Genomic DNA, 21,133 nt, shown 5'->3' with positions numbered 1-21,133 from the left:
AACCAAAAGGAGACGCAGATGCCCAAGGGTTACTGGATCGCACGCATCGATGTTCACGACCTCGAGGCCTATAAAAGGGATTACGTCGCGCACAATGGCGCGGTGTTCAAGAAGTACGGCGCGAAGTTTCTGGTGCGCGGCGGCATCCATGAAGCCCATGAAGGACCGGCGCGCTCGCGCAACGTCGTGATCGAGTTCAAGGACTATGAGACCGCGCTGGCCTGCTACCGCTCGCCGGAATATGCCGATCTGATCGCCAAACGCGCCCCGCATTCCAAGGGCGAGATCGTTATCATCGAAGGCTACGACGGCCCGCAGCCCTGAGCAGGCTGTTTGAATCGAACTGCGTTCTTTTCCGCTCGTCCCCGCGAAAGCGGGGACCCAGAGTCAAAGGACTGGATTCCCGCTTGCGCGGGAATGAGCGGAGAGAAAGGTTATCCAGCCTACTTCCCCATTCCGTTTTCAGGGACGATTAGCGGCACGAATCCGAACACGTGGCTGCTGTCGGGATCGACCAGCACGCGCACGGCGTGGATCAGTTTGTCGCCGTAAACCATCAGCTTGTTGACGCCGGGGATCGGCTTGCCCTTGCTGTTGCGCAGCGGCGCGATCGAAAAATAGTGTTCGTCGCCGTGGATCAGCAGCACGGGTTTGCCGAAGCTCGTCGCCCCCGCCTCGATCGCGTCGAGCATTCTGGTAAAGCCGGACTGACGCGGCATTGCGCCGTTCGGGAATCGCGCCTCGTTGAACTCCGCCTGCATGAACAGCACCACCGCCCTGGCGTTGTCGGCCTTTGCCTTGGCGAAGCTCGCTTCGATCCAGGCGACATTGGCCTTGTCGCGCGCGAAAAACTCCGTCACCGCTTCAGGGTCATGCGCCTCGAAGCCGTTGTTGGAGCCCGGCACATTCGCCGTCAGGAACATCACGCCGTTCTTCGAAAAGCGCGTGTTCTCCACGTAGGTTGAATATTCCGGCATCAGCAACGCCTGGCTCTCCACATCGAGTGGCGTCTTGCCGAGCGATTTCGCCGGGGTCGCGAAAAACATCTCGCGCAGCTTCATGAGCCGCTCGCGCGGATTGAAGCCGCCCGCGGCCTTGCGATGGCAGTCGATCCACTCGTTGTCGCCGATGGTGTAGACCAGCGCGCCTTCGAACGTCTGGATCTGGTCGTAGGATGTCTTGAGAACCTCGTCGCTACACGGCAGCGCGCCGGACTTGATGTCGCCCATGTGCAGGGTGAAGGCCGGCTTCAGCGCGTTGACCGCGGCGATCAGCCGGTCGAACTTCGCGTAGTCGTCCGGCAGATTGTAGGGCATGTCGCCGAGCGCCACGAACGAGAACGCGTTGTCGCCGCCGATCCGCTCCGCCGCCGATGCGGGCAAAAATGAAGTTGCGATCATAAGCATCGCGGCAGAGACGGCAGGGAGCATGCGCATGGGTGGTTTCCTTCGGGGTGTCCCTCAATAGGTCCGTCGCGTGACCCTTGCATGACTCCCGACAGGGCTGTCCAGCCGCGCAAGGCAGGCAGCCGCGCCGGGAGGCTGCGGTTGCCGCCGTGGCCCCGCGCCGCTATACCGCCAAAGCAAGTTCTGAAACGGGTTTTGAGGGCTGGAAATGGCCGATATGCGCCTGATCGTTGCTGGAGCCGGGGGCCGGATGGGCCGGACCCTGATCCGCGCCATTGCCGAGACGGAGGGCGTCACGCTGGCCGGGGCGCTGGAAGCGCCGGGCTCTGACCTCCTGGGCCAGGATGCTGGCGTGCTCGCGGGGCTTCCCGCCAACGGCGTCGAGCTCTCCGGCGACCTCTGGACCCTGTCGAAGAACGCCGACGGCATTCTCGATTTCACCGTTCCCGCCGCGACCATCGCCAATGTCGCCATTGCCGCCCAGCGCGGCATCGTCCACGTCATCGGCACCACCGGCCTGTCGGCGTCGGACAACGCGGTCATCAAGAGCGTGACCTCGCAGGCCATCGTCGTGCAGTCCGGCAACATGAGCCTCGGCGTCAATCTCTTGGCCGCGCTGGTGAAGCAGGTGTCGAAGTCGCTCGATGAGGATTTCGACATCGAGATTCTCGAAATGCATCACCGGCAGAAAATCGATGCGCCGTCGGGCACCGCCTACCTGCTCGGGCAGGCGGCGGCGGACGGCCGCGGCATCGATCTCGCGCAGCGCTCGGTCCGCTCGCGCGATGGATATACCGGCGCGCGCAATCCGGGCGACATCGGATTCGCCACGCTGCGCGGCGGCACCGCCACCGGCGATCATACGGTGATCTTCGCCGGTCCCTATGAACGCATCGAGCTTGCGCACAAGTCGGAGGATCGCATGATCTTTGCGCGCGGCGCGCTGAAGGCGGCGATGTGGGCGCAGGGCAAGAAGCCCGGACATTATTCGATGACCGACGTGCTCGGTCTCAGCAGCAACTGACATCCTGAAAGAGTTGGAACTGAAAGAATGAGCGACCGTCTTCTCGTCCTCGTGCGTCACGGCCAGAGCGAATGGAATCTGAAGAATCTTTTCACCGGCTGGAAGGACCCTGGCCTGACCGAGCTCGGCGTCAAGGAAGCCGTCGCCGCCGGCCGCAAGCTCAAAGAGCAGGGGCTGACGTTCGATGTCGCCTTCACCTCGGTGCTGACACGCGCACAGCACACGCTTGATCTCGCGCTCAAGGAAATGGGCCAGACCGGGATTCCGATCACGCGTCATCTCGCACTGAACGAGCGCGACTACGGCGACCTGTCCGGCCTCAACAAGGATGACGCCCGCGCCAAGTGGGGCGAGGAGCAGGTGCTGATCTGGCGGCGGTCCTACGACGTGCCGCCTCCGGGTGGCGAAAGCCTGAAGGATACGCTGGCGCGCACGCTTCCCTATTATGTGCAGGAGATCCTGCCGTCGGTGCTGCGCGGCCAGCGCACGCTGGTGGCGGCGCACGGCAATTCGCTGCGCGCGCTGATCATGGTGCTGGAAAAGCTGACGCCGGAGCAGATTCTGAAGCGCGAGCTCGGCACCGGCGCGCCGGTGGTCTACCGGCTTAACGCGGATGCCACGGTGGCGTCGGTGGAAGATCTGGCGTGATGGATTAGGCGGTCAGCCCCGCCGCTTGTCCGCTTTCCCAGCCGAGCATCGCGCGCTTGCGCGTGATGCCCCAGTGATAGCCGGTGAGAGCGCCGCTCTTGCCGATCACGCGGTGACACGGCACCACGAACGAGACCGGATTCCGGCCGACCGCTGCGCCAACCGCGCGCGACGCTTTCGGCGAGGAAATCTTGCAGGCGACATCCGAATAGGTGGTGGCGCGGCCCATCGGAATCTTCAGCAGCGTTTCCCAGACCCGGACCTCGAAGTCGGTGCCGATCAGCACCACGCGCAGCGGCTGGTCCGCGCGCCATTGCGAGGAATCGAAAATCCGTTTCGCGAACGGCGCGGTCTCGGCAAACGATTCGATGTAGGTCGCGAGCGGCCAGCGCCGCTGCATGTCGGCCAGCGCCGGCATTTCCTCGCCTTCATCCGCGAATGCCAGACCCGCAAGGCCGCGCTCGCTGGCGATCACGATCGCCATGCCGAACGGCGAGGGATGGAAGCCGTAGCGCAGCGTCATGCCTTCGCCGCCCTTCTTCCATTCGCCCGGCGACATCGCCTCGTGGGTCACGAACAGATCATGCAGCCGTCCCGGACCGGAGAGACCGGAATCATAGGCGGCATCGAGCACGCTGGCGGAATCGCGCAACAGGCGCTTGGCATGGTCGAGCGTTAGCGCCTGCATGAAGTCCTTCGGCGTCAGCCCGGCCCAGCGTCGGAACAGATGATGCAACTCGTCCGGCGTCAGATGCGCGGCGTCGGCCATCGCCTCGATGGTCGGCTGCGTGCGCCACTGCTCGGAAATGAATCCGATGGCGCGGCGCACCGAATCGTAGTCGCGCAAGGCCGCGCCCTGCTTGGACGGTTTTGCGAGCTGCAGATCGGGGAGCATGGATTTCATCGCAGGTATGTTGGCGGTGGTCATCATGGCGGCGTCCGTTATGCGGTGTCCATCATGATCCGGATGTAGGCCGCTGGTGCTGGCGCAACCACCCGTTTCCGGATCAGGTCACCGGATTGTAGGTCGGTCCGCGGTTGGCGGCCTGGAGCGCCTCCCGTAACGCCGTGGAAAAGCTGGCTTTTTCCTCCGGCCCGAGAAAGCTGCCGATGGAGAGACGGCGGCCGCGTGAGACCAGATAGAGCTTCTCGATGCCGAACTCGGCGTGAGCCTTCTGCTCAAGCCGGACCCACAGCGGATTGAGCGTCCATTCGACGACATGACCGCGATGGCTGACGCGGCGGACGCGGATTTCATAAGGCGTGACGAGAATGTCCTCGGTGGCGGCGGCGCGGCGGAAGTTCACCTTGAACGCCCAGTAGATGATCAGGGCGTTGAGCGCGAAAAAAGCGAACACCGGCCACGCGCCCATCATCAGGAACATGACGCCCGCCGCGAAACTGACCACGGTGACGAACGCCATCAGCGCGATAAACCCGCCGCGGCTGAGCGAGCGATGCGGCGTCAGCCGCGCGCAGAACAGCGGCGTGTCCGCGATGGGCTGGGGATCGAAATGGTTGCGCTCATCCATGAGATCACTCTAGCGCATTTCGGGCATGATCGCTTCCGAAAACCGGTTTCCTCGTTTCGGGATCATGCCTATACCGGGATCATGGCGAAAAAGACGATCACGTCCCGTTCAAAATCCCAGCCGAAGGCGCGTGCGGCTGTGCCGGTGAAGCGGATTCCCAAATTAGCGAAGCCCAAACTTTCGAAGCCCAAGCCGATAAAGTTCAAGCCTTGGACCCATGCCGAAGTGGTGGAGGTCTTCAGCCGCTTTCGTGCGGCCAATCCCGAGCCGAAGGGCGAGCTGGAACATCTCAATCCCTACACGCTTCTGGTGGCGGTCGCGCTGTCGGCGCAGGCGACCGACGTCGGCGTCAACAAGGCGACGCGTCATCTGTTTCCGGTCGCCGACACGCCGGAAAAAATGGTGGCGCTCGGCGAGGAGCGGGTGCGCAATTATATCAAGACCATCGGTCTGTATCGCACCAAGGCCAGGAATGTCATCGCGCTGTCGGAGCAGTTGATCGCGCTGCACGGGAGCAAAGTGCCGCACGATCGCGAGGCGCTGGAGGCGCTCCCCGGCGTCGGCCGCAAGACCGCCAATGTCGTGCTCAACATCGCGTTCGGCGAGTCAACCATTGCGGTGGACACCCATCTGTTTCGCGTCGGCAATCGCACGGGTCTGGCGCCCGGCAAGACGCCGCTCGTCGTCGAACTGGGACTGCTGAAGATCGTGCCGCCGGAATTCGCGCGTCACGCGCATCACTGGCTGATCCTGCACGGGCGCTATACGTGCGTCGCGCGCAAGCCGCGCTGCGAGGTGTGTTTGATCAACGATCTGTGCCGGTGGCCGGAGAAGACGGTGTGAACTCAATTCTATAGTTCGTCATGCCCGGGACAAGCCCGGGCATGACGAGGCAAGTGGTCAAACCGCCGTCACACCGGTTTTACGCGCCGGCTCGATCAGTTCGGGCCGCGGCCCCGACAGCCGCTTGTGCATGTGGACCATGAAGGCCATGCCGAACAGTGGCGTCGCCAGATTCACAATCGGGATCGACACGAACGCCGCGATGAACAGTCCCGCCGCGAACACGGTGGCGCTGTTTTGTTTACGCATGATCTTGGCTTCTTCCGGCGTGCGGAAGCGCATCGCGGCGAGTTCGAAATACTCGCGGCCAAGCAACCATGCCGTGGCGATGAAGAACACGATGAAGCCCGCGCCGGCAATCAAGACGAACGGCAGCGCGATCAGATACACCAGAATGGTCAGCAGCGCCGTCTTTGAGCCTTCGGTGATGGCGCGGCCGACCGGCAGCGCGACGCCCGGCTTTTCCGCAGGATAGTGCTCGCGCTCGACAATGTCGGCGACGTCATCGACGAACACGCTGGCGACCAGCGAGGTGATCGCGGGCATCAGGAACACCGCGCCGACCACGATGCCGAGACCGGCCGCGATCGAGACGATCCATGCGAGAATGTTGATCAGCATGTGATAGTCGGAGCCGACCATCGTTTCCGCCCAAACCTCTCCCGACCCGGCGAGCCAGCTCAACAGCCGTTGCAGCGCCACTGCGGCTGCGACGATCAGCACCAACGCCAGGCCGACCGACTTCCACAGGATGGAGCGCATCGGCGGCGACAGGATCTGGGATAACGCCTTGTATGCGGCGTCAAGCATGGGGCAGCCTCCGGAATAACCGCAAGAAAACTTTACGAAAGTTAGATACGCGCGGAGGTCTCGGCAAGTGTCGGGACCGGCGAGGACGCAAGTTAGTGCGTAGCACCTGACGCCTCCCGCTTTGAAACAGCCGTTTGAGATCGCGATTCAGAAATCTTCATTTCGTCATTCGTTGGACCGATCTTTGACGGAATGACCGGTGCAGAATGCCTGCAAGCTTCGCGAATGGAGTGACGTCATGGCAGGTGTCTTCGATATTCAGGGATTTGGATTCAAATCCGACTGGAATGGCGAGTTTCGTACGGGTGCCGCGCAGAGCGCGATGCAGGGTCTGGCGGCGACAAACGCCAACGCGATCTCGATAGCACCCCGGCTTTTTACCGCCAGCATGACCTCGAATGAGGTGATTGCCGATCCCGGCAAGACAGAAAGCGACGCGATTATCGCCGCCACAATCGCCGATGCTCATGCGCTGGGCCTGTCCGTTCTGCTCAAGCCGATGTTGAGCGGCCTCGATGGAACAAGTGCGCACGAACTCAGGCCGAGCGACGTCGGCGCTTTTTTCGCCTCCTACAAGGCGGAAATGCTGGATCTCGCGCGCATCGCCGAGCAATCGGGCGTGGAAATGCTCTCGATCGGCAACGAGTTGAGCAAACTGTCGGGCGAGCAGTATCGCGGCTACTGGGCCGATCTCGTCGATTCCTTGCGGTCCGTCTATCACGGTGAACTGACCTATGGCGCGGCCACCGATGAAGCGATCCATGTCGGTTTTTGGGACCAGGTCGACGTGATCGGAGTCAACGCGTATCCGCCGCTGACCACCAAGACGGACCCGACCGTGGATGAGATGGTTGCGGCATGGAACAACGTGTCGGCCAACGATTACTGGGCCGCCGCGATGGATCACAAGTCGCCGGTGGAATTCATGCACGCGCTCGCTGTGGAACACGGCAAGCCGTTGCTGTTCACCGAAACCGGTTATCGCAGCGTCGATGGCACCAATATCGCGCCTGGAGGGTGGACCGGAAGCAGCACGCAGGATGTGCAGGAACAGCGCGATGCATTCGATGCGTTCTTTCAGGTGTGGGGTGCGCATGGCGGGAGCTGGTTCAAGGGCGCGCACATCTGGGACTGGGACCCGGACAATGCCTACTCGCCCACGGGCTACTCGCCGATGGGCAAGCCTGCCGGGCAGCTCATCACAGACTGGTTCGGCGGACAGCATCAGCCGCCGGGACTGACGATCGCGGGATCGCCGTCGGCCGATCTGATCGACGTCGGCGGCGGGAATGACGTGTTGTCCGGTGGCGTCGGCAATGACGTCATTCGTGGCGGCGGCGGCAACGATACAATCAGCGGCGGACCCGATGTGATTCCACGACTCGAGACCTCCGCCATCACCGTGACCGGCTTTAGCCCGCTGGTCGATGGCGTCGGGGCAAAGATGCAGGTGCTGGTCAACGGCCAGCCGGTTGGCGATACCGTCGAATTCCACGCCGCGGCCAATCCATCCGAGTATCAGACCTACAGCTTCACCTTTCAGAATCCGGCGAGCGTGGTGAGTCTCGATTTCGCATTCGTCAATGACCAGGTGACCAGCGGCGGCGACCGCAATCTTTACATCAAGGATATCGCTGTGAACGGCGAACATCTGACGGCTGCGGACGGCGTCAATCCCAGTTCGCCCGGCACATGGAATCTCTATCAGAACAAGGCGATCCATTACGATACGAGCGGCCGGCAGGACATGTTCTTCGGATCGGTCACCGACGATGACGCGCTTGAAGGCGGCCCGGGGCAGGATGTCATTCATGGTGGCGCGGGTAATGATTCCATCAGCGGAGGATTGGGCGATGACAAGCTCCACGGCGATGATGGCAATGACTCCATCGCCGGAGGCGGCGGCAAGGATGTCATCTATGGCGGCGCTGGTCAGGATACGCTGACGGGAGGACCGGAAACGGTCAAGATGTATGGCGGTGACGGCAACGACCTGCTCCGTGGGGGCACCGGCAATGATTATCTGTTCGGCGAGAACAGCAACGACGTGATGACCGGCGGTGCGGGCAATGACTATCTGCACGGCGGCAACGGCAGCGACACGTTCGTGTTCGCAGCGAACTTCGGCAAAGACATCGTCGGCCAGTTCCACGACGGCTTCGGCACCGAGGACGTCATTCAGTTCGACAAATCGGTATTTGCCGATTTCGCAGCCGTGCAATCACATATGAGTCAGGTTGGCACCAGCGTTGTCATCACGCGCGATGAGCATAGCTCTGTTGAAATCCAGAAGGCGACGCTGACCAACTTTGGTCCGGACGATTTCTGGTTTGTCTAGGAGCGTTCGCCGCGCGCTCCCGCTGGCCGCGCGAGCGGATTCGTTATCCGCTTCGTTCGAGATCGGAGTCTCGATCAGGCCGCGAGGTCACGCGCCTTCCGGCGCCCCTGCGAAGCCTCCTCAAACGGCGCAACAGGCGCGAGCGGCGCTTCCGGCGTTTCGAAGATTCCCTCTGGAAAGGGATCAGCTTCGTCCGTCACCTCCGGGGACGGCTTTGTCGTGTCGGCCCAGTGCAGCGCCGTGTAATCGAAACCGCGGACGATGGTCGGCTTGACGATCTCGAAGTAGGGCGAGATGTCGAAGTCGCGCGGCATGTAGAGCGAAGAATCGCGGATGTGCAGGATTTCGCGGCGCGCCTGGCGGCTCGCGGCCTGCGTGATTTTTGGCAGGATTGGATAGCGCACCGCGCCGAAGGCCTGCGCGATCAGCGCCGAGCAGATGATCTTGGTCGGATCTCCCGACCCCAGCGAGATCATGCGCCGCCGCCAGCGCTGCGGGACCGGCAGCGGAATGAGGTAGCGCATCAGGTCGAGAATATTCTTGGTGTCGTAGCCGAAGCCGATGCGGTTGATCGCATAACGGCACACCGTGGTGCGGTCCTCATAGGACAGTCCGACCGGGCGGCACAAACGGGTGTGATAGGGATAGTATTTCGAGAGCGGCGCGGAGGTGACGCCTTCGCCGATATTGGCTTCGATCAGCACATGCGGTTCGCCGTCGGGCTCGGTCGCGCCGTCGATCGGGCCGACATAAAGCGCGGCATGAGACCACGTCGATTGCGTGAGATACTTGATGATGCCGGAGACGCGGTTGTTGCCTTCGACCAGCAGCACGTCGCCGGGCTCGACCAGTCCGCGCAGCCGCTCCGGATCGCTCGGCGTAAAGGGTTCATAGCCCGGAACCTCCTTCTGAAGGTATCCGGCGATGATCTTGCCGACGGTATCGAGCACGAAGCCCATGGTCCTCTCCCCAGGTCGCGGCACGTTCTGGCCGCTTTTGTCTTCCCTTATTGTTGTCGGAAGCGATTTCAATTTAGTTCATGCACAGAGCGGCGGAATAATCAAACATTCACCATGACCGTTGCCGCAAGGCCTCTGATGCGGCAAGTTCGCGTGAAGTTCCCATTTTTGGTCGAATTTCGGAAACCATGACATGACAATTACCCGGCGCGATGTTCTGGCCGGCTCGGCGGCATTGGCGCTGTTGCCGATCGTGTCGCGCGCATGGGCGGCTCCCGTTCCGCGCGATGCCGAGGTGGTGGTGATCGGCGCAGGCGCGGCCGGTATTGCCGCTGCGCGCCGCATTGCCGCCGCCGGCCGCAAGGTGGTGGTGATCGAGGCGGCTTCCGCGGTTGGCGGGCGCTGCGTGACCGACGCGACCGCGTTCGATGTGCCGTTCGACCGCGGTGCGCGCTGGCTCTACAACACCGAGACCAGTCCGATCGCGAAACTGGCGCGCGGTGTCGGTATGGACCTGCTTCCTGCGCCGCGTGGTCAGCGCATCCGGATCGGCCGCCGCAACGCGCGCGCAGGCGAAGCTGAGGATTTTCTCGCCACGCTGGTGCGCGCCAACCGCGCGATGGGCGATGCCGTGCGCGGCAAGGCCGATATGCCGGCCGCAGCAGGATTGCCGAAGGATCTGGGTGTGTGGGCGGGCACGACGGATTTCCTGCTTGGTGCGATGGCGACGGGAAAAGATCTGAAGGATCTCTCCGCGCTCGATCTCGTGACGATGGCGCAGCGCGACGGGCCGTCGGCCTGCCGTCAAGGTCTGGGCGCGCTGATCGCGAAGTTGGGCGAAGGACTCCCCGTTGTGCTGTCGACGCCGGTGACGCGCATCGTCTGGAGCGGGCGCGACGCGCAGGTCGAAACGACGGGCGGCACCATCACCGCGAAGGCCGTCATCATGACCGCGTCCACCAACGCGCTGCTGTCGGGCAAGATCAAGTTTGCACCGGACCTTCCGAAGCGTCAGCAGGATGCGGCGTCGAAGCTCACGCTCGGCAGCTACGATCACATCGCGCTGGAACTGCCGGGCAATCCGCTTGGTCTGTCGCGCGACGATATCGTGATCGAACAAAGCACCGACCGCAGCACCGGCTTCCTGCTCGCCAATCTCGGCGGCTCGTCGCTGTGCCAGGTCGATGTCGCCGGTTCGTTCGGCGCGGAATTGTCCGCGCGCGGCGAGGCCGCCATGGTGGCGTTCGCCACCGACTGGTTGACCAAACTGTTCGGCGCGGACGTGAGGAACATTGTGAAGCGCACCACTGCGACGCGCTGGAACGATATGCCTTATGTGTTCGGCGCGATGTCGGCGGCGTCGCCCGGTGGCCAACCGGCGCGCAAGGTTCTGATGGAGCCGCTGGGCAGTCTGTTTTTTGCAGGCGACGCCGCGCATGAAACCCAGTGGGGCACTGTCGGCGGTGCATGGGAATCCGGTGAGCGCGCTGCGGAGGCAGCCTTGCGCAAGATCGGCGCGCTGAAGGATGCGCCGGTCGCCGAGAAATCCGGCAAGAAGCCGAAGCGCACGCAGTCGCGCGCTGAACCGGCGTCTCCCGGCGGGCGCGGCCTGAACTGGCCGCGCAACTGAAACTTGCCCGCGCGACAGCGACGATCAGTGTATGACGGGCTGCCGTCTGGAAACGGTTTTGCCGCCGTGCCACATTCACCGCATGAAACGTCTTCGCATCGGCCGCGCTTCGCTCGACATGGTCGGGTCCGGCGACAGTGACAGGTATTTCGACGCGCTCGTCGACGACATCCATGATGATCTTGACCGGGTCTGCGCGGCGCTGCTGACGGATCCGGCGGGCGTTGTGCTTGACGTTGGCGCCAATATCGGCACCACGTCCGCCGTGTTCAGCCAGCATGTGCCGAACGGACAGGTCTATGCGTTTGAGCCCGGGCCGAGCGTGTTCGCGGCGCTCAAGGCCAATGTCGCGCTGAACGGACTTAACAATGTAAGCCCGCTCAATCTCGCGGTCGCGGCGAAGCCGGGCACGGTCAGATTTTTCGAAGACGCCGCCTACGGTCACATCACAACTGATGGCCGTGGTTGCGATGTCCCGGCGGCTTCGATCGATGACTTCGTGGCGTCGAGAGCACTCAAGCGCGTCGATCTCATCAAAATCGATGTCGAAGGGTTCGAGAGCGGTGTTCTGGAGGGAGCGGCTCAGACAATCGAAAGGTTTGCTCCGATCATCCACATGGAGTTCAACCTGTGGTGTCTCGTGGCGTATTCGAGAATCGATCCGATCGAATTCGCCGAGTCACTGGTCCGGAAATTCCGCTTCGTGTTCGCGATTGATCCCTTCTCGCCCGACCGGGCGCGAAGAATTAACGCCGGTCAGGCCGCGCGCTTTGTGCACGACCGCATGGTCGCTCGCGGCTGTATCGATGATCTCGTGATGACAAACAATGAGCGGGTCGCCGAGGTTCTCGAAGGTCTCGTCATTGTTCCGTCGGCGGACGAGATTGTTCCAGCTGAACATCATATCGGCTGGCGGCAGATCGCAACCTATGTCGGCCGGCGTCTCTCGCTTCACGCCCAGACCTTGCTTGGGAGCCGAAACGCGCCCTGATCGTCTGTTTGCGACCGGGTGTTCCGTGCGCAATTCAATCGTCATTGCGAGGAGCGTAAGCGGCGAAGCAATCCAATCTCTGGCTTTCTGGATTGCTTCGCGGTGTCTCATCGGGGCGGCGCTTTGCGCCGACCCGTTGGCTCGCAATGACGAACAGTCGATGCCAGCCTATCCCCGCAGCGCGCCGCCGGTCTTCTTGGTGACGTCCGCGACGATCTTCGAAGCCACCGCGTCGATCTCCTGATCGGTCAGGGTCTTTTCGCGCGGCTGCAGCGTGACTGCGATGGCGATGGACTTCTTGGCCTCGTCGATGCCCTTGCCTTCATAGACGTCGAACACGGTGACATTGGTGATCAGCTTTTTGTCGGCAGCTTGCGCGGTGCGGACGATGTCGCCGGCCTTGACGCTGCGATCGACGATGAAGGCGAAGTCACGCGACACCGGCTGGAACGGCGACAGCTCCAAGAGCGGCTTGGCGCGGGTCGGCTTGGCCTTGGCGTCGGGAATCCGCTCAAGGATGACTTCGAACGCCACCAGCGGGCCGTCGGCCTTCAGAGATTCCAACGCGCGCGGATGCAACTCGCCGAAATAACCCAGCACGTTCTGCGGTCCGATCTGGATCGCGCCGGAGCGGCCGGGATGCAGCCATGCCGGGAAGTTCTTCGATTCGCTGCTGGAGACGACCTGCAGCCCCTGCATCGGTGCGCCGGCTGCGGCCAGCACAGCGAGTGCATCGGCCTTGGCGTCGAGCGTATCGACAGTCGCCGAGCCGGACCAGTAACGGCCGGTGCCCTTTGCGGAGGCCAGCGCGCGGCGCACGCCGCTCGCCGCCATGAACTGGTCTTCGGGGCGGTCGCCCTTGAAGATCTGTCCGACCTCGAACAGCGCCACGTCAGCGAAACCACGATCCGCATTGGCCTGTGCCGCGGCCACGAGTCCCGCGATCAGGGAAGGCCGCATGTCGGAGAGATCCGATGCAATCGGATTGGCCAGCGTCAATTCGGGTTGGCCGCCGCCGAACAGGTCAGCCTGCGTTTTGGAAACGAACGACCATGTCACCGCCTCTAGCATGCCGCGCGCCGCTAGCGCACGCTTGGCGCGGCGGGTGCGCAACTGAAGCTGGGTCAGCACCGGCTTGCGCGGCGCGTCGCCGCGCTCGAACGGCGTCAGCGGCACGCTGTCGACACCGACAATGCGCACGATCTCTTCGACGATGTCGGCCTTGCCGTGCACGTCGCTGCGCCATGACGGCACCGCGACCTTCACGACCGGGCCTGCGCCCGCGACCATGAAGCCGAGATGGGCGAGAATCCGCTTGATCTCAGGCAGCGGCACATCGATGCCGGCCAGCCGCTTCACTTCCGTGATCGGAAACTCGATGATGCGGTCGTCGCCATGCGCCCGGCCGGCAACCACGATCTCCGACGGGGAACCGCCGCAGAGATCCATTACCAGCCTGGTCGCCATCTCAAGGCCCGGCACCATGAAGGCCGGATCGACGCCGCGCTCGAAGCGATAGCGCGCGTCGGAATTGATGCCGAGCTTGCGGCCCGTCTGGGCGATGTTGATCTCGTTCCACAGCGCCGATTCGATCAGCACGTCGGTGGTGTTCTCGTCGCAGCCCGAGGCTTCGCCGCCCATGATGCCCGCGATGGATTCCACGCCGCGCTCATCGGCGATCACGCAAATCGTGTCGTCGAGTGCGTAGGTCTTGCCGTCGAGCGCGACGACGGTCTCGTTGCGGGCGCGGCGCACGGTGAGGTTGCCCGTCACCTTTTTGGCGTCGAACACATGCAGCGGACGCGCGCGGTCGAAGGTCATGAAGTTGGTGATGTCCACCAGCGCATTGATCGGGCGCAGACCGATGGATGTCAGGCGCTGCTGCAGCCATTCCGGCGAGGGGCCGTTCTTGACGCCGCGCACAAGGCGCAGCGCGAAGCCTGGACAGAGCTTCTCGTCTTCGATGGTCACCTGTACAGGACAAGGGAATTCGCCCTTGATCTGCTTCGGCGCAGGGTCCTTGAACTTGCCCATGTCGGCGGCGGCGAGATCGCGCGCGATGCCATGCACGCCGGTGCAGTCCTGACGGTTCGGCGTCAGATTGATTTCGATCACCGCGTCGCCGAGGTTCGCCCACTGCGCATAAGGCGCACCGAGCGGCGCATCCGCCGGCAACTCCATGATGCCGTCGTGGTCCTCGGAGAGTTGCAACTCGGCCGCCGAGCACAGCATGCCGCGGCTTTCGACGCCGCGAATGGTGCCGATGCCGAGCGTGATGTCCTTGCCCGGAATGTAGGTGCCGGGCGGCGAGAATACGCTGACAAGACCAGCACGCGCATTCGGCGCGCCGCAGACCACCTGCACCGGCGCGCCGCCGTCGCCGGTATCTACCATGCACACCCGCAGACGATCCGCGTTGGGATGCTGCTCGGCGGAAATGACGCGCGCAATCGTGAAGGGCGCCAGCGCCTTCGCCTTGTCGTCGAGGTGTTCGACCTCGAGCCCGATCATGGTGAGCTTGTCGGCGATCTTCTCGAGCGGCTCGTCGGTGTCGAGATGCTCTTTCAGCCAGGAGAAAGTGAATTTCATGATGCGTCTCCGCCCTCAATTTCTTCTCCTCCCCCGCTTGCGGGGGAGGGTAGGGAGGGGGCTTTTGCCTGTAATGCGGAAATAATGGTTTCGAGCACGCCCGCTTTGTTGGTCAGGACATCATGATTGCTGAAGCGCAAAACGTCGTATCCTTCGGCCACCAAATAACGATCTCGCCGTGCGTCGCTCTCGACGCCTTCCGGCTCATAGTGCTGCCCGCCGTCGATCTCAATAATGAGCTTTGCAGCGTCACAGACAAAGTCGACGATGAAGGGCCCGATAGGCTTTTGCCGTCGAAAGCTTGCACCATTCAGCCGATGAGCGCGTAACTCATTCCACATCACACGCTCAGCGTCGGTCAGCGTACGACGCAGACGGCGAGCACTCTCACGCGCTGCGCTCGTTGTTTTCCAGACAGGCCGCTTCGGTTCATCAACCATTGCCCCCTCCCCAGCCCTCCCCCGCAAGCGGGAGAGGGGGTTGTCCGTGATCATTGCCAGCATCACGTGCTCAACCCTCCCGCCAGCGTCGGGACATCGAGCGGCTTGAAGCCGTAGTGATTGATCCAGCGTGTATCGCTCTCGAACATCTGGCGCAGATCGTTGATGCCGTACTTCAACATCGCGATGCGATCGATGCCCATGCCCCAGGCGAAGCCCTGATAGACGTCTGGATCAATGCCGCAGGCACGCAGCACGTTCGGATGCACCATGCCGCAGCCGAGAATCTCCAGCCAATCCTCGCCTTCGCCGAACCGGATCTCGCCCTTGTCGCGGCGGCACTGGATATCGACCTCCAGCGACGGCTCGGTGAACGGGAAGAACGACGGACGGAATTTCATGTTGACGTTATCGACCTCGAAGAACGCCTTGCAGAATTCCGCGAGAATCCATTTCAGGTGGCCGAGATGCGAACCCTTGTCGATCACGAGGCCTTCGACCTGATGGAATTGCGGCGTGTGGGTCGCGTCACTGTCGATGCGATAGGTGCGGCCCGGGCAGATCACGCGGATCGGCGGCTTCTGCGACAACATGGTGCGGACCTGCACCGGCGAGGTATGGGTGCGCAGCAGCGGGCGCGATCCGTCTTCCTTGGCGTTGAAGAAGAACGTGTCGTGCATTTCCCGCGCCGGATGGCCTTCGGGGAAGTTCAGCTTGGTGAAATTGTAGTCGTCAGTCTCGATGTCCGGACCTTCGGCGATGGAGAAGCCCATGTCGGCGAAGATCGCGGTGAGTTCGTCCATCACCTGGGTGAGCGGATGAATGCGGCCCTGCTCGGACGGCGTCTCGCGCGTCGGCAGCGTGACGTCGATGGTCTCGGAGGCGAGCCGCGCATCGAGCGCAGCGTTCTTGAGGATGTCACGGCGCGCGGTCAGCGCTTCGGTGACCGTGTCCTTGGCGAGATTGATCTTCGCGCCTTCGGTCTTGCGCTCGTCCGGGGACATCTTGCCGAGCGTTGCGAGCAGCGCGGAAATCGAGCCTTTCTTGCCGAGCGCGCCAACGCGCACGGTTTCCAGCGCAGCTTCATCGGAAGCCGCTTCTATCGCGCCCAGAATTTCGGTTTCGAGTTTGGCGAGGTCGGACATTGGAAAAAGCCCCATCGGAACGGTTTCATCAAAACCGTCCGGCGGGGATCAATCAGCCCAGCCGAACGGAGCGGGGCGCTTACGCCCCGGTCGCATCGGCCTCGTCCAAGAAGGGCAAGCTTAGGCCGCGAGCGCGGCTTTGGCCTTTTCAGCAATCGCCTGGAACGCCGCCGGTTCGTGGATCGCGAGATCCGACAGCACCTTGCGGTCCACAACGACGCCCGACTTGGCGAGGCCGTTGATAAACACGCTGTAAGTCATGCCGAACGGACGCACAGCGGCGTTGAGGCGCTGGATCCAGAGCGCGCGGAAGGTGCGCTTCTTCAGCTTGCGGGCGCGGAAGGCGTACTGGCCTGCCTTGTCCACGGCTGCCTTGGCGGCGCGGATGGTGTTCTTGCGGCGGCCGGAAAAACCCTTGGCGGCCTTGTAGACTTTCTTGTGCTTGGCGTGAGAGGTCACACCGCGTTTAACGCGAGACATGACGGAACTCCTTCAACTGAAAAAGTGAGAGACAGACGGCCGCGCGAACGCAGCCAGATGTGAGCTGGGCCGCGCGAACGCGGCCTGAGGATCAGGCGTTGGGCAGGAAGTACTGCTTGATGTTGTCGCCGTCCGTCTTGAACAGCACTCGCGTGCCGCGCAGCTGACGAATCTGCTTCTTTGTCCGCTTGATCATGCCGTGGCGTTTGCCTGCATGGGCGGACATCACCTTTCCGGTGCCGGTCACTTTGAAGCGCTTTTTAGCGCCCGACTTGGTCTTCAGCTTGGGCATTTGGCTCTCCTGTTGCCGCAAAACAAACGCGCCCCGAGAGGCGCTGTTGCGGCTGAAATGCTCGTTAGAGCGTTGATAATGCTCGATTTAATCCCGTATGGAGAAAATCAGCACTGGCGTCGCCACGGCAGCCCTTGATCAGCCGGGCGACGAAGGTTGCGCTTATGGCAGACGATCCACAGATTGGCAACGATTAACAGCGTTTTATGTGGTGTCGGCACCTGCCCGGAGGCCGGCATTTCCGCCCGTCCGGGCCCTAGATCCTTGGAGGCACTCCGCCATGAAGGCCAGAGGGTTTGCCGTCCTTGCCCTGATGTCGCTGCTTCCCGGATTTGCAGCGGTTGAGCCCGTCCGCGCCGCCTCCTTCGACGGCCCCTGGACGGTGGTGATCGTCACCCAGTCCGGCAATTGTGACGCCGCCTACAGCTTTCCGCTGCGGGTCAGCGGCGGGCGGGTCGTATCGACCGGCGGAGCCACCTTTAACGGGCGGATCAGCGGCGGAGGCGGCGTCAGTGTGGCGATTTCCAGCGGGGGTTCGTCCGGCCGGGCCAGCGGACGGCTGTCAGGGACGTCCGGCTCCGGGCGCTGGAGCGGCACCCTGAACGGCGCCCGGTGTAGCGGGCGCTGGGAAGCGCACCGGTAATATATTATTGGAATAACTAAAGATTTTCGAAAGATGCGGCTGTAATTGCTGCGTTGCGCTGGAACTCCGGCCACAATCTGACTATATCCCTCTCAGCCTCCACACCCAACGCGAGGGATACAGATGGCCGTGCGCGCCAAGACGATCGCTTTGTCCGTGAATCCAGCCGCCCGGCTGTTTGCCCTGGCTGCATTCGCCGCAGCCGCCCTGACGGCGGCTATCGTGCTGGCCGGTTCGGCCAAAGCCGGTTCCTCGTTCGATGGTGCCTGGAAGGTCACCATCATCACCCAGTCCGGCAATTGCGATCCGGCCTACAGCTATCCCGTGAAGGTCGTCGGCGGCCGCGTCAGCTATTCGGGTGACGGCAGCTTCGATATTTCCGGTCACGTCGGCGATGCCGGCGCGGTCAGCGTCGCCATTGCGCGCGGCGATCAGAAGGCCAGCGCCAGCGGCAAGCTCTCGGCCAATTCCGGCTCCGGCCAGTGGAGCGGCAAGTCGTCGAGCATGTCTTGCTCCGGGCGCTGGGAAGCGACGCGCGCGTAACTCTTCAGCGAAGTTCACCGCATGAAAAAGCGCCGCAGATCGCGGCGCTTTTTTTATTTGGGCTACTCAACTCGCAAGCGCTCCCCGCAATGACGATCCAGTTCTGATCACGCGCCTTTGTGCTTCGATTGCCGCGACAGGATCGCGGCCAGCATCAATCCGCCGATCACGCTGATATGCTCGACCACGAAAAAGAACTCGAGTTGCGCGATGTGGCCCTTCTGATTCCAGAAGTCGTGGGCGATCGGAATCGTCAGCAGCGTAAATACAGCGAGCGCGCCCGTGGCCACCCAGACGTGACGGTTGGCGATGATCAGCAGCGCGCCAGTGAGTTGGGTGACGAGCACCAGTGCATTGACGAACGCCGGCGGGCTAAGGCCGAAATGCGCCATCTCGGCAGCGCCGCCCGAAAAATCGATCAGCTTGGACAGGCCGCTGGCCCAGAACGGAAATGTCAGAACGATACGCGCGAACAGCGCGAAATAAGACCAGTCGAGAATGCGGGCGATCCATGAGGGCATCGAATTTTCCTGAAACCGGATGAAGACAAGCCGAGAAACAAGCCAATGAAAAACGGCCCGTCAGTTATCCTGACGGGCCGTCTGTTTCAATGAGATCACGATCAATCTGCAACAGTCTTCCTGACCGCGCAGCTCCCGTGTCGCGTCTTAACGCGGCGCCAGCACCATGACGACCTGACGGCCCTCAAAACGCGCGTCCTGTTCGACCTTCGCGACATCGGCGACCGCGGCCTTCACCTTGTCGAGCAGCTTGGTGCCGATTTCCTGATGCGCCATTTCACGGCCGCGATAGCGCAGCGTGATCTTGACCTTGTCGCCTTCCTCGAAGAACCGCAGCATCGCGCGCATCTTCACGTCGTAGTCATGATCGTCGATCATCGGGCGGAGCTTGATCTCCTTGATCTCGACGACCTTTTGCTTCTTGCGGGCTTCGGCGGCTTTCTTCTGCGCCGAATACTTGAACTTCCCGTAGTCCATGATCTTGCAGACGGGAGGATTGGTGTTCGGCGAAATCTCGACCAGATCCATGCCGGCCTCCATCGCCATCTTGACCGCGATCGCCGTCTCGACGGTGCCGTGGTTGAGGCCGGTTTGGTCGATCAACTGAATGGTGAGATTGCGGATTTCATCGTTGGTGCGCGGCCCATCTTTCGATGCAGTGGGCGGGGCTCTGTTGGGACGGCGAATGGGTAAATCTCCGGTGTTGTGAACGAAGCAATCATTTTGAAGGATTAAGAGCCGCCGGGCAAGCGCGAGCAGGCTTTCGCATGCATTTTCCGGCGCCGCCGCAGGACATCGGGATCGGCCATAAAACCGTAAAATGCCTGACAAGTGGCCCGGCCCCGGCGCGTTCCGCAGCCCGCTCCACATAGAGGTCCGGCGTCCGGTTCGCAAGCGTTACGAGCCACTTGAAGCGGCTGCGTTGACGGACGGCGCCATCGGCCGTCATAAACAGCAGGAACGGGGCAATTCTTCATGACGAATATATCGGACAGTTCCGCGGCGCTCAGCTTTATCGAGGTCGGCGATAACGGGGCCAAACGGCGCATTGCCGTGCGCAAACGCGGCGGTGACGCGCCCGGCGTGTTCTGGCTCGGCGGGTTCAATTCCGACATGAAGGGAACCAAGGCGCAGGCGCTCGATGAGTGGGCGGCCGCACAGCGCCGCGCCTGCGTGCGGTTCGACTATTCCGGGCACGGCGAATCCTCGGGCAGCTTCGCCGACGGAACCATCGGGCAGTGGCACGAAGAAAGCCTCAAGGTGTTCGATACGTTCTGCGAAGGGCCGCAGATCGTCGTCGGCTCGTCGATGGGCGGCTGGATGGCCCTGTTGCTGGCGCGCGCGCTGGCCAAGCGCCCGGCGTCACGCGCGACGCTCAAAGGCCTGGTGCTGATCGCGCCCGCGCCGGATTTTACCGAAGACCTGATGTGGAAAGGTTTTTCGCAGGAGATCCGCGACGAGATCATGACCAAGGGCGTCTGGCATCGGCCTTCCGACTACGGCGAGGCCTATCCGATCACCCGCAACCTGATCGAAGAGGGCCGCAACCATCTGCTGCTCGGCGGGACCATCGATGTCGGATGCCCGGTTCGTATTCTGCAGGGCGCGCAGGACCCCGACGTGCCGTGGCGTCACGCCTTCGCGCTGACGCACTGTCTGCCGAGCGACGACGTGGTGCTGACGCTGGTGCAGGACGGCGATCATCGTCTGTCGCGGCCGCAGGACATTGCGCGCATGCTGGGCGCGGTGAGCGAACTCGCGGCGGCGTGATCCCGAACCGGCTTTTCTGATCAGGTTACGCCATAAATATCCGGAGGAGGAACCAATGCAGACCGAAAAACTCCTCCATGATTTCTGCCGCGCCGTCGAACAGCGCAACGGCAAGGCCCTCTCGGCCCTGTTCACGGAAGACGGCATTTATCATGACGTGTTCTACGGCGCGTTCGAAGGGCGCGAGAAAATCGCGGAGCTGATCGACGACTGGTTCTATCGCACGGCGACGGATTTTCGCTGGGACATGCACGATCCGGTCAGCGACGGGCAAAAGCTCTATGCGCGCTATACGTTCAGCTATCGCTCGCTATTGCCGGAAGCGAAAGGTGCGCGCGCGATGTTCGAAGGCGTCGCGATCATGAAACTGCAGGACGGACTGATCGCCGAATACGGCGAAGTCGCGAATGTCGCGACCGGGTTTCTCGACATGAATTTCGCGCCGGAGCGCATCGCGAAGATTTTCGCCAGGCAGAATGCAGCGCTCAAGGCGCGGCCGGAGATGGCGCGGCATCTGGCAAACTAGATT

General features: G+C 62.5%; 23 protein-coding genes. 11 read left to right on the top strand and 12 right to left on the bottom strand.

All coding sequences use genetic code 11. The annotated features are described in order from the left end of the window. Window positions 1-18: 18 nt before the first annotated feature. On the top strand, window positions 19-324 hold the full coding sequence (locus HNQ36_RS16800) for a DUF1330 domain-containing protein (protein WP_184087002.1): 306 nt from the start codon (window positions 19-21) through the stop codon (window positions 322-324). Window positions 325-443: 119 nt separating this feature from the next. Here the strand turns inward: HNQ36_RS16800 and HNQ36_RS16795 are convergent, their stop codons facing one another. Beyond that, window positions 444-1,436: a hypothetical protein gene (locus HNQ36_RS16795; protein WP_184087000.1), complete on the bottom strand. Its 993-nt coding sequence runs from the start codon at window positions 1,434-1,436 to the stop codon at window positions 444-446. A 178-nt stretch (window positions 1,437-1,614) separates the two neighbouring features. Here HNQ36_RS16795 and dapB point away from each other — a divergent pair, with 178 nt between their 5' ends. Both dapB and HNQ36_RS16785 read left to right on the top strand, forming a co-directional pair. Further along, window positions 1,615-2,430: a 4-hydroxy-tetrahydrodipicolinate reductase gene (dapB, locus tag HNQ36_RS16790; protein ID WP_184086998.1), complete on the top strand. Its 816-nt coding sequence runs from the start codon at window positions 1,615-1,617 to the stop codon at window positions 2,428-2,430. Between the two features lie 27 nt (window positions 2,431-2,457). Continuing rightward, a complete protein-coding gene (locus HNQ36_RS16785) occupies window positions 2,458-3,078 on the top strand; it encodes a 2,3-bisphosphoglycerate-dependent phosphoglycerate mutase (protein WP_184086996.1) in 621 nt (206 codons plus the stop codon). 4 nt (window positions 3,079-3,082) lie between these two features. Here HNQ36_RS16785 and HNQ36_RS16780 read toward each other — a convergent pair whose 3' ends face one another. Both HNQ36_RS16780 and HNQ36_RS16775 read right to left on the bottom strand, forming a co-directional pair. Beyond that, on the bottom strand, window positions 3,083-4,009 hold the full coding sequence (locus tag HNQ36_RS16780; RefSeq protein WP_184086994.1) for a methylated-DNA--[protein]-cysteine S-methyltransferase: 927 nt from the start codon (window positions 4,007-4,009) through the stop codon (window positions 3,083-3,085). A 76-nt stretch (window positions 4,010-4,085) separates the two neighbouring features. Beyond that, window positions 4,086-4,610, bottom strand: coding sequence for a DUF2244 domain-containing protein (locus HNQ36_RS16775; protein WP_184086993.1), 525 nt, complete (start codon window positions 4,608-4,610; stop codon window positions 4,086-4,088). 81 nt (window positions 4,611-4,691) lie between these two features. Here HNQ36_RS16775 and nth point away from each other — a divergent pair, with 81 nt between their 5' ends. Continuing rightward, window positions 4,692-5,453 carry an endonuclease III gene (nth, locus tag HNQ36_RS16770; RefSeq protein ID WP_184087109.1) on the top strand — a complete coding sequence of 254 codons (762 nt, stop codon included), beginning with the start codon at window positions 4,692-4,694 and terminating at the stop codon, window positions 5,451-5,453. Window positions 5,454-5,510: 57 nt separating this feature from the next. Here the strand turns inward: nth and HNQ36_RS16765 are convergent, their stop codons facing one another. Next, window positions 5,511-6,263 carry a sulfate transporter family protein gene (locus tag HNQ36_RS16765; RefSeq protein WP_184086991.1) on the bottom strand — a complete coding sequence of 251 codons (753 nt, stop codon included), beginning with the start codon at window positions 6,261-6,263 and terminating at the stop codon, window positions 5,511-5,513. Between the two features lie 238 nt (window positions 6,264-6,501). On the opposite strand from HNQ36_RS16765, the gene HNQ36_RS16760 reads away from it, so the two are divergent. After that, the gene (locus HNQ36_RS16760) at window positions 6,502-8,601 is read left to right on the top strand and encodes a glycoside hydrolase family 113 (RefSeq protein WP_184086989.1); all 2,100 of its coding nucleotides are present in this window, start codon (window positions 6,502-6,504) and stop codon (window positions 8,599-8,601) included. Between the two features lie 74 nt (window positions 8,602-8,675). On the opposite strand, the gene HNQ36_RS16755 is transcribed toward HNQ36_RS16760, so the two are convergent. After that, the gene (locus HNQ36_RS16755; protein ID WP_046828101.1) at window positions 8,676-9,560 is read right to left on the bottom strand and encodes a YiiX/YebB-like N1pC/P60 family cysteine hydrolase; all 885 of its coding nucleotides are present in this window, start codon (window positions 9,558-9,560) and stop codon (window positions 8,676-8,678) included. A 193-nt stretch (window positions 9,561-9,753) separates the two neighbouring features. On the opposite strand from HNQ36_RS16755, the gene HNQ36_RS16750 reads away from it, so the two are divergent. Then, window positions 9,754-11,190, top strand: coding sequence for a flavin monoamine oxidase family protein (locus HNQ36_RS16750; protein WP_184086987.1), 1,437 nt, complete (start codon window positions 9,754-9,756; stop codon window positions 11,188-11,190). Between the two features lie 82 nt (window positions 11,191-11,272). Next, window positions 11,273-12,181, top strand: coding sequence for an FkbM family methyltransferase (locus HNQ36_RS16745; RefSeq protein ID WP_184086985.1), 909 nt, complete (start codon window positions 11,273-11,275; stop codon window positions 12,179-12,181). A 168-nt stretch (window positions 12,182-12,349) separates the two neighbouring features. Here HNQ36_RS16745 and pheT read toward each other — a convergent pair whose 3' ends face one another. From pheT to rpmI, 5 genes are all read right to left on the bottom strand, one after another. Then, a complete protein-coding gene (gene pheT / locus HNQ36_RS16740) occupies window positions 12,350-14,770 on the bottom strand; it encodes a phenylalanine--tRNA ligase subunit beta (RefSeq protein WP_184086983.1) in 2,421 nt (806 codons plus the stop codon). Next, entirely contained in the window at window positions 14,767-15,210 is a 444-nt protein-coding gene (locus HNQ36_RS16735; protein ID WP_246395401.1) for an endonuclease domain-containing protein, read from the bottom strand. Before HNQ36_RS16735 ends, pheT begins: the two co-directional genes overlap by 4 nt. Window positions 15,211-15,272: 62 nt before the next feature. Then, entirely contained in the window at window positions 15,273-16,355 is a 1,083-nt protein-coding gene (pheS, locus tag HNQ36_RS16730; RefSeq protein ID WP_184086979.1) for a phenylalanine--tRNA ligase subunit alpha, read from the bottom strand. A gap of 120 nt (window positions 16,356-16,475) precedes the next feature. Then, on the bottom strand, window positions 16,476-16,835 hold the full coding sequence (gene rplT, locus HNQ36_RS16725; RefSeq protein ID WP_024576740.1) for a 50S ribosomal protein L20: 360 nt from the start codon (window positions 16,833-16,835) through the stop codon (window positions 16,476-16,478). A gap of 91 nt (window positions 16,836-16,926) precedes the next feature. Further along, a complete protein-coding gene (rpmI, locus tag HNQ36_RS16720) occupies window positions 16,927-17,127 on the bottom strand; it encodes a 50S ribosomal protein L35 (protein WP_011661951.1) in 201 nt (66 codons plus the stop codon). Between the two features lie 280 nt (window positions 17,128-17,407). Between rpmI and HNQ36_RS16715 the strand changes: the two genes are divergently transcribed. Together HNQ36_RS16715 and HNQ36_RS16710 are read left to right on the top strand one after the other, a co-directional pair. Beyond that, window positions 17,408-17,770, top strand: a complete 363-nt coding sequence (locus HNQ36_RS16715; protein WP_184086977.1) for a hypothetical protein — start codon at window positions 17,408-17,410, stop codon at window positions 17,768-17,770. A gap of 123 nt (window positions 17,771-17,893) precedes the next feature. Beyond that, window positions 17,894-18,313 (top strand): hypothetical protein, encoded by a 420-nt coding sequence (locus HNQ36_RS16710; RefSeq protein ID WP_046828096.1) that lies wholly within the window; start codon window positions 17,894-17,896, stop codon window positions 18,311-18,313. Between the two features lie 107 nt (window positions 18,314-18,420). Here HNQ36_RS16710 and HNQ36_RS16705 read toward each other — a convergent pair whose 3' ends face one another. Continuing rightward, the gene (locus tag HNQ36_RS16705; RefSeq protein ID WP_046828095.1) at window positions 18,421-18,834 is read right to left on the bottom strand and encodes a DoxX family protein; all 414 of its coding nucleotides are present in this window, start codon (window positions 18,832-18,834) and stop codon (window positions 18,421-18,423) included. Window positions 18,835-18,981: 147 nt separating this feature from the next. Beyond that, the gene (gene infC / locus HNQ36_RS16700; RefSeq protein WP_184087107.1) at window positions 18,982-19,521 is read right to left on the bottom strand and encodes a translation initiation factor IF-3; all 540 of its coding nucleotides are present in this window, start codon (window positions 19,519-19,521) and stop codon (window positions 18,982-18,984) included. Window positions 19,522-19,809: 288 nt separating this feature from the next. On the opposite strand from infC, the gene HNQ36_RS16695 reads away from it, so the two are divergent. Both HNQ36_RS16695 and HNQ36_RS16690 read left to right on the top strand, forming a co-directional pair. Further along, window positions 19,810-20,604 carry an alpha/beta hydrolase gene (locus tag HNQ36_RS16695; protein ID WP_184086975.1) on the top strand — a complete coding sequence of 265 codons (795 nt, stop codon included), beginning with the start codon at window positions 19,810-19,812 and terminating at the stop codon, window positions 20,602-20,604. Window positions 20,605-20,659: 55 nt separating this feature from the next. After that, on the top strand, window positions 20,660-21,130 hold the full coding sequence (locus HNQ36_RS16690) for a nuclear transport factor 2 family protein (protein WP_184086973.1): 471 nt from the start codon (window positions 20,660-20,662) through the stop codon (window positions 21,128-21,130). Window positions 21,131-21,133 lie beyond the last annotated feature (3 nt).

Origin of the sequence: Afipia massiliensis (assembly GCF_014203115.1) — a bacterium.
GTDB lineage: Bacteria > Pseudomonadota > Alphaproteobacteria > Rhizobiales > Xanthobacteraceae > Afipia > Afipia massiliensis.
This window is presented reverse-complemented; position numbering and strand designations above follow the sequence as displayed.

Bases quoted from the DNA above. Each gene is read 5' to 3' on its own strand.
- HNQ36_RS16760 (WP_184086989.1), top strand. From the start codon at position 6,502: ATGGCAGGTGTCTTCGATATTCAGGGATTTGGATTCAAATCCGACTGG.
- dapB (WP_184086998.1), top strand. From the start codon at position 1,615: ATGGCCGATATGCGCCTGATCGTTGCTGGAGCCGGGGGCCGGATGGGC.
- HNQ36_RS16755 (WP_046828101.1), bottom strand. From the start codon at position 9,560: ATGGGCTTCGTGCTCGATACCGTCGGCAAGATCATCGCCGGATACCTT.
- HNQ36_RS16695 (WP_184086975.1), top strand. From the start codon at position 19,810: ATGACGAATATATCGGACAGTTCCGCGGCGCTCAGCTTTATCGAGGTC.
- rplT (WP_024576740.1), bottom strand. From the start codon at position 16,835: ATGTCTCGCGTTAAACGCGGTGTGACCTCTCACGCCAAGCACAAGAAA.
- HNQ36_RS16780 (WP_184086994.1), bottom strand. From the start codon at position 4,009: ATGATGACCACCGCCAACATACCTGCGATGAAATCCATGCTCCCCGAT.
- HNQ36_RS16690 (WP_184086973.1), top strand. From the start codon at position 20,660: ATGCAGACCGAAAAACTCCTCCATGATTTCTGCCGCGCCGTCGAACAG.
- rpmI (WP_011661951.1), bottom strand. From the start codon at position 17,127: ATGCCCAAGCTGAAGACCAAGTCGGGCGCTAAAAAGCGCTTCAAAGTG.
- HNQ36_RS16795 (WP_184087000.1), bottom strand. From the start codon at position 1,436: ATGCGCATGCTCCCTGCCGTCTCTGCCGCGATGCTTATGATCGCAACT.
- HNQ36_RS16785 (WP_184086996.1), top strand. From the start codon at position 2,458: ATGAGCGACCGTCTTCTCGTCCTCGTGCGTCACGGCCAGAGCGAATGG.
- nth (WP_184087109.1), top strand. From the start codon at position 4,692: ATGGCGAAAAAGACGATCACGTCCCGTTCAAAATCCCAGCCGAAGGCG.
- HNQ36_RS16800 (WP_184087002.1), top strand. From the start codon at position 19: ATGCCCAAGGGTTACTGGATCGCACGCATCGATGTTCACGACCTCGAG.
- HNQ36_RS16710 (WP_046828096.1), top strand. From the start codon at position 17,894: ATGGCCGTGCGCGCCAAGACGATCGCTTTGTCCGTGAATCCAGCCGCC.
- HNQ36_RS16765 (WP_184086991.1), bottom strand. From the start codon at position 6,263: ATGCTTGACGCCGCATACAAGGCGTTATCCCAGATCCTGTCGCCGCCG.
- HNQ36_RS16715 (WP_184086977.1), top strand. From the start codon at position 17,408: ATGAAGGCCAGAGGGTTTGCCGTCCTTGCCCTGATGTCGCTGCTTCCC.
- HNQ36_RS16750 (WP_184086987.1), top strand. From the start codon at position 9,754: ATGACAATTACCCGGCGCGATGTTCTGGCCGGCTCGGCGGCATTGGCG.
- HNQ36_RS16745 (WP_184086985.1), top strand. From the start codon at position 11,273: ATGAAACGTCTTCGCATCGGCCGCGCTTCGCTCGACATGGTCGGGTCC.
- HNQ36_RS16735 (WP_246395401.1), bottom strand. From the start codon at position 15,210: ATGGTTGATGAACCGAAGCGGCCTGTCTGGAAAACAACGAGCGCAGCG.
- pheS (WP_184086979.1), bottom strand. From the start codon at position 16,355: ATGTCCGACCTCGCCAAACTCGAAACCGAAATTCTGGGCGCGATAGAA.
- pheT (WP_184086983.1), bottom strand. From the start codon at position 14,770: ATGAAATTCACTTTCTCCTGGCTGAAAGAGCATCTCGACACCGACGAG.
- HNQ36_RS16705 (WP_046828095.1), bottom strand. From the start codon at position 18,834: ATGCCCTCATGGATCGCCCGCATTCTCGACTGGTCTTATTTCGCGCTG.
- HNQ36_RS16775 (WP_184086993.1), bottom strand. From the start codon at position 4,610: ATGGATGAGCGCAACCATTTCGATCCCCAGCCCATCGCGGACACGCCG.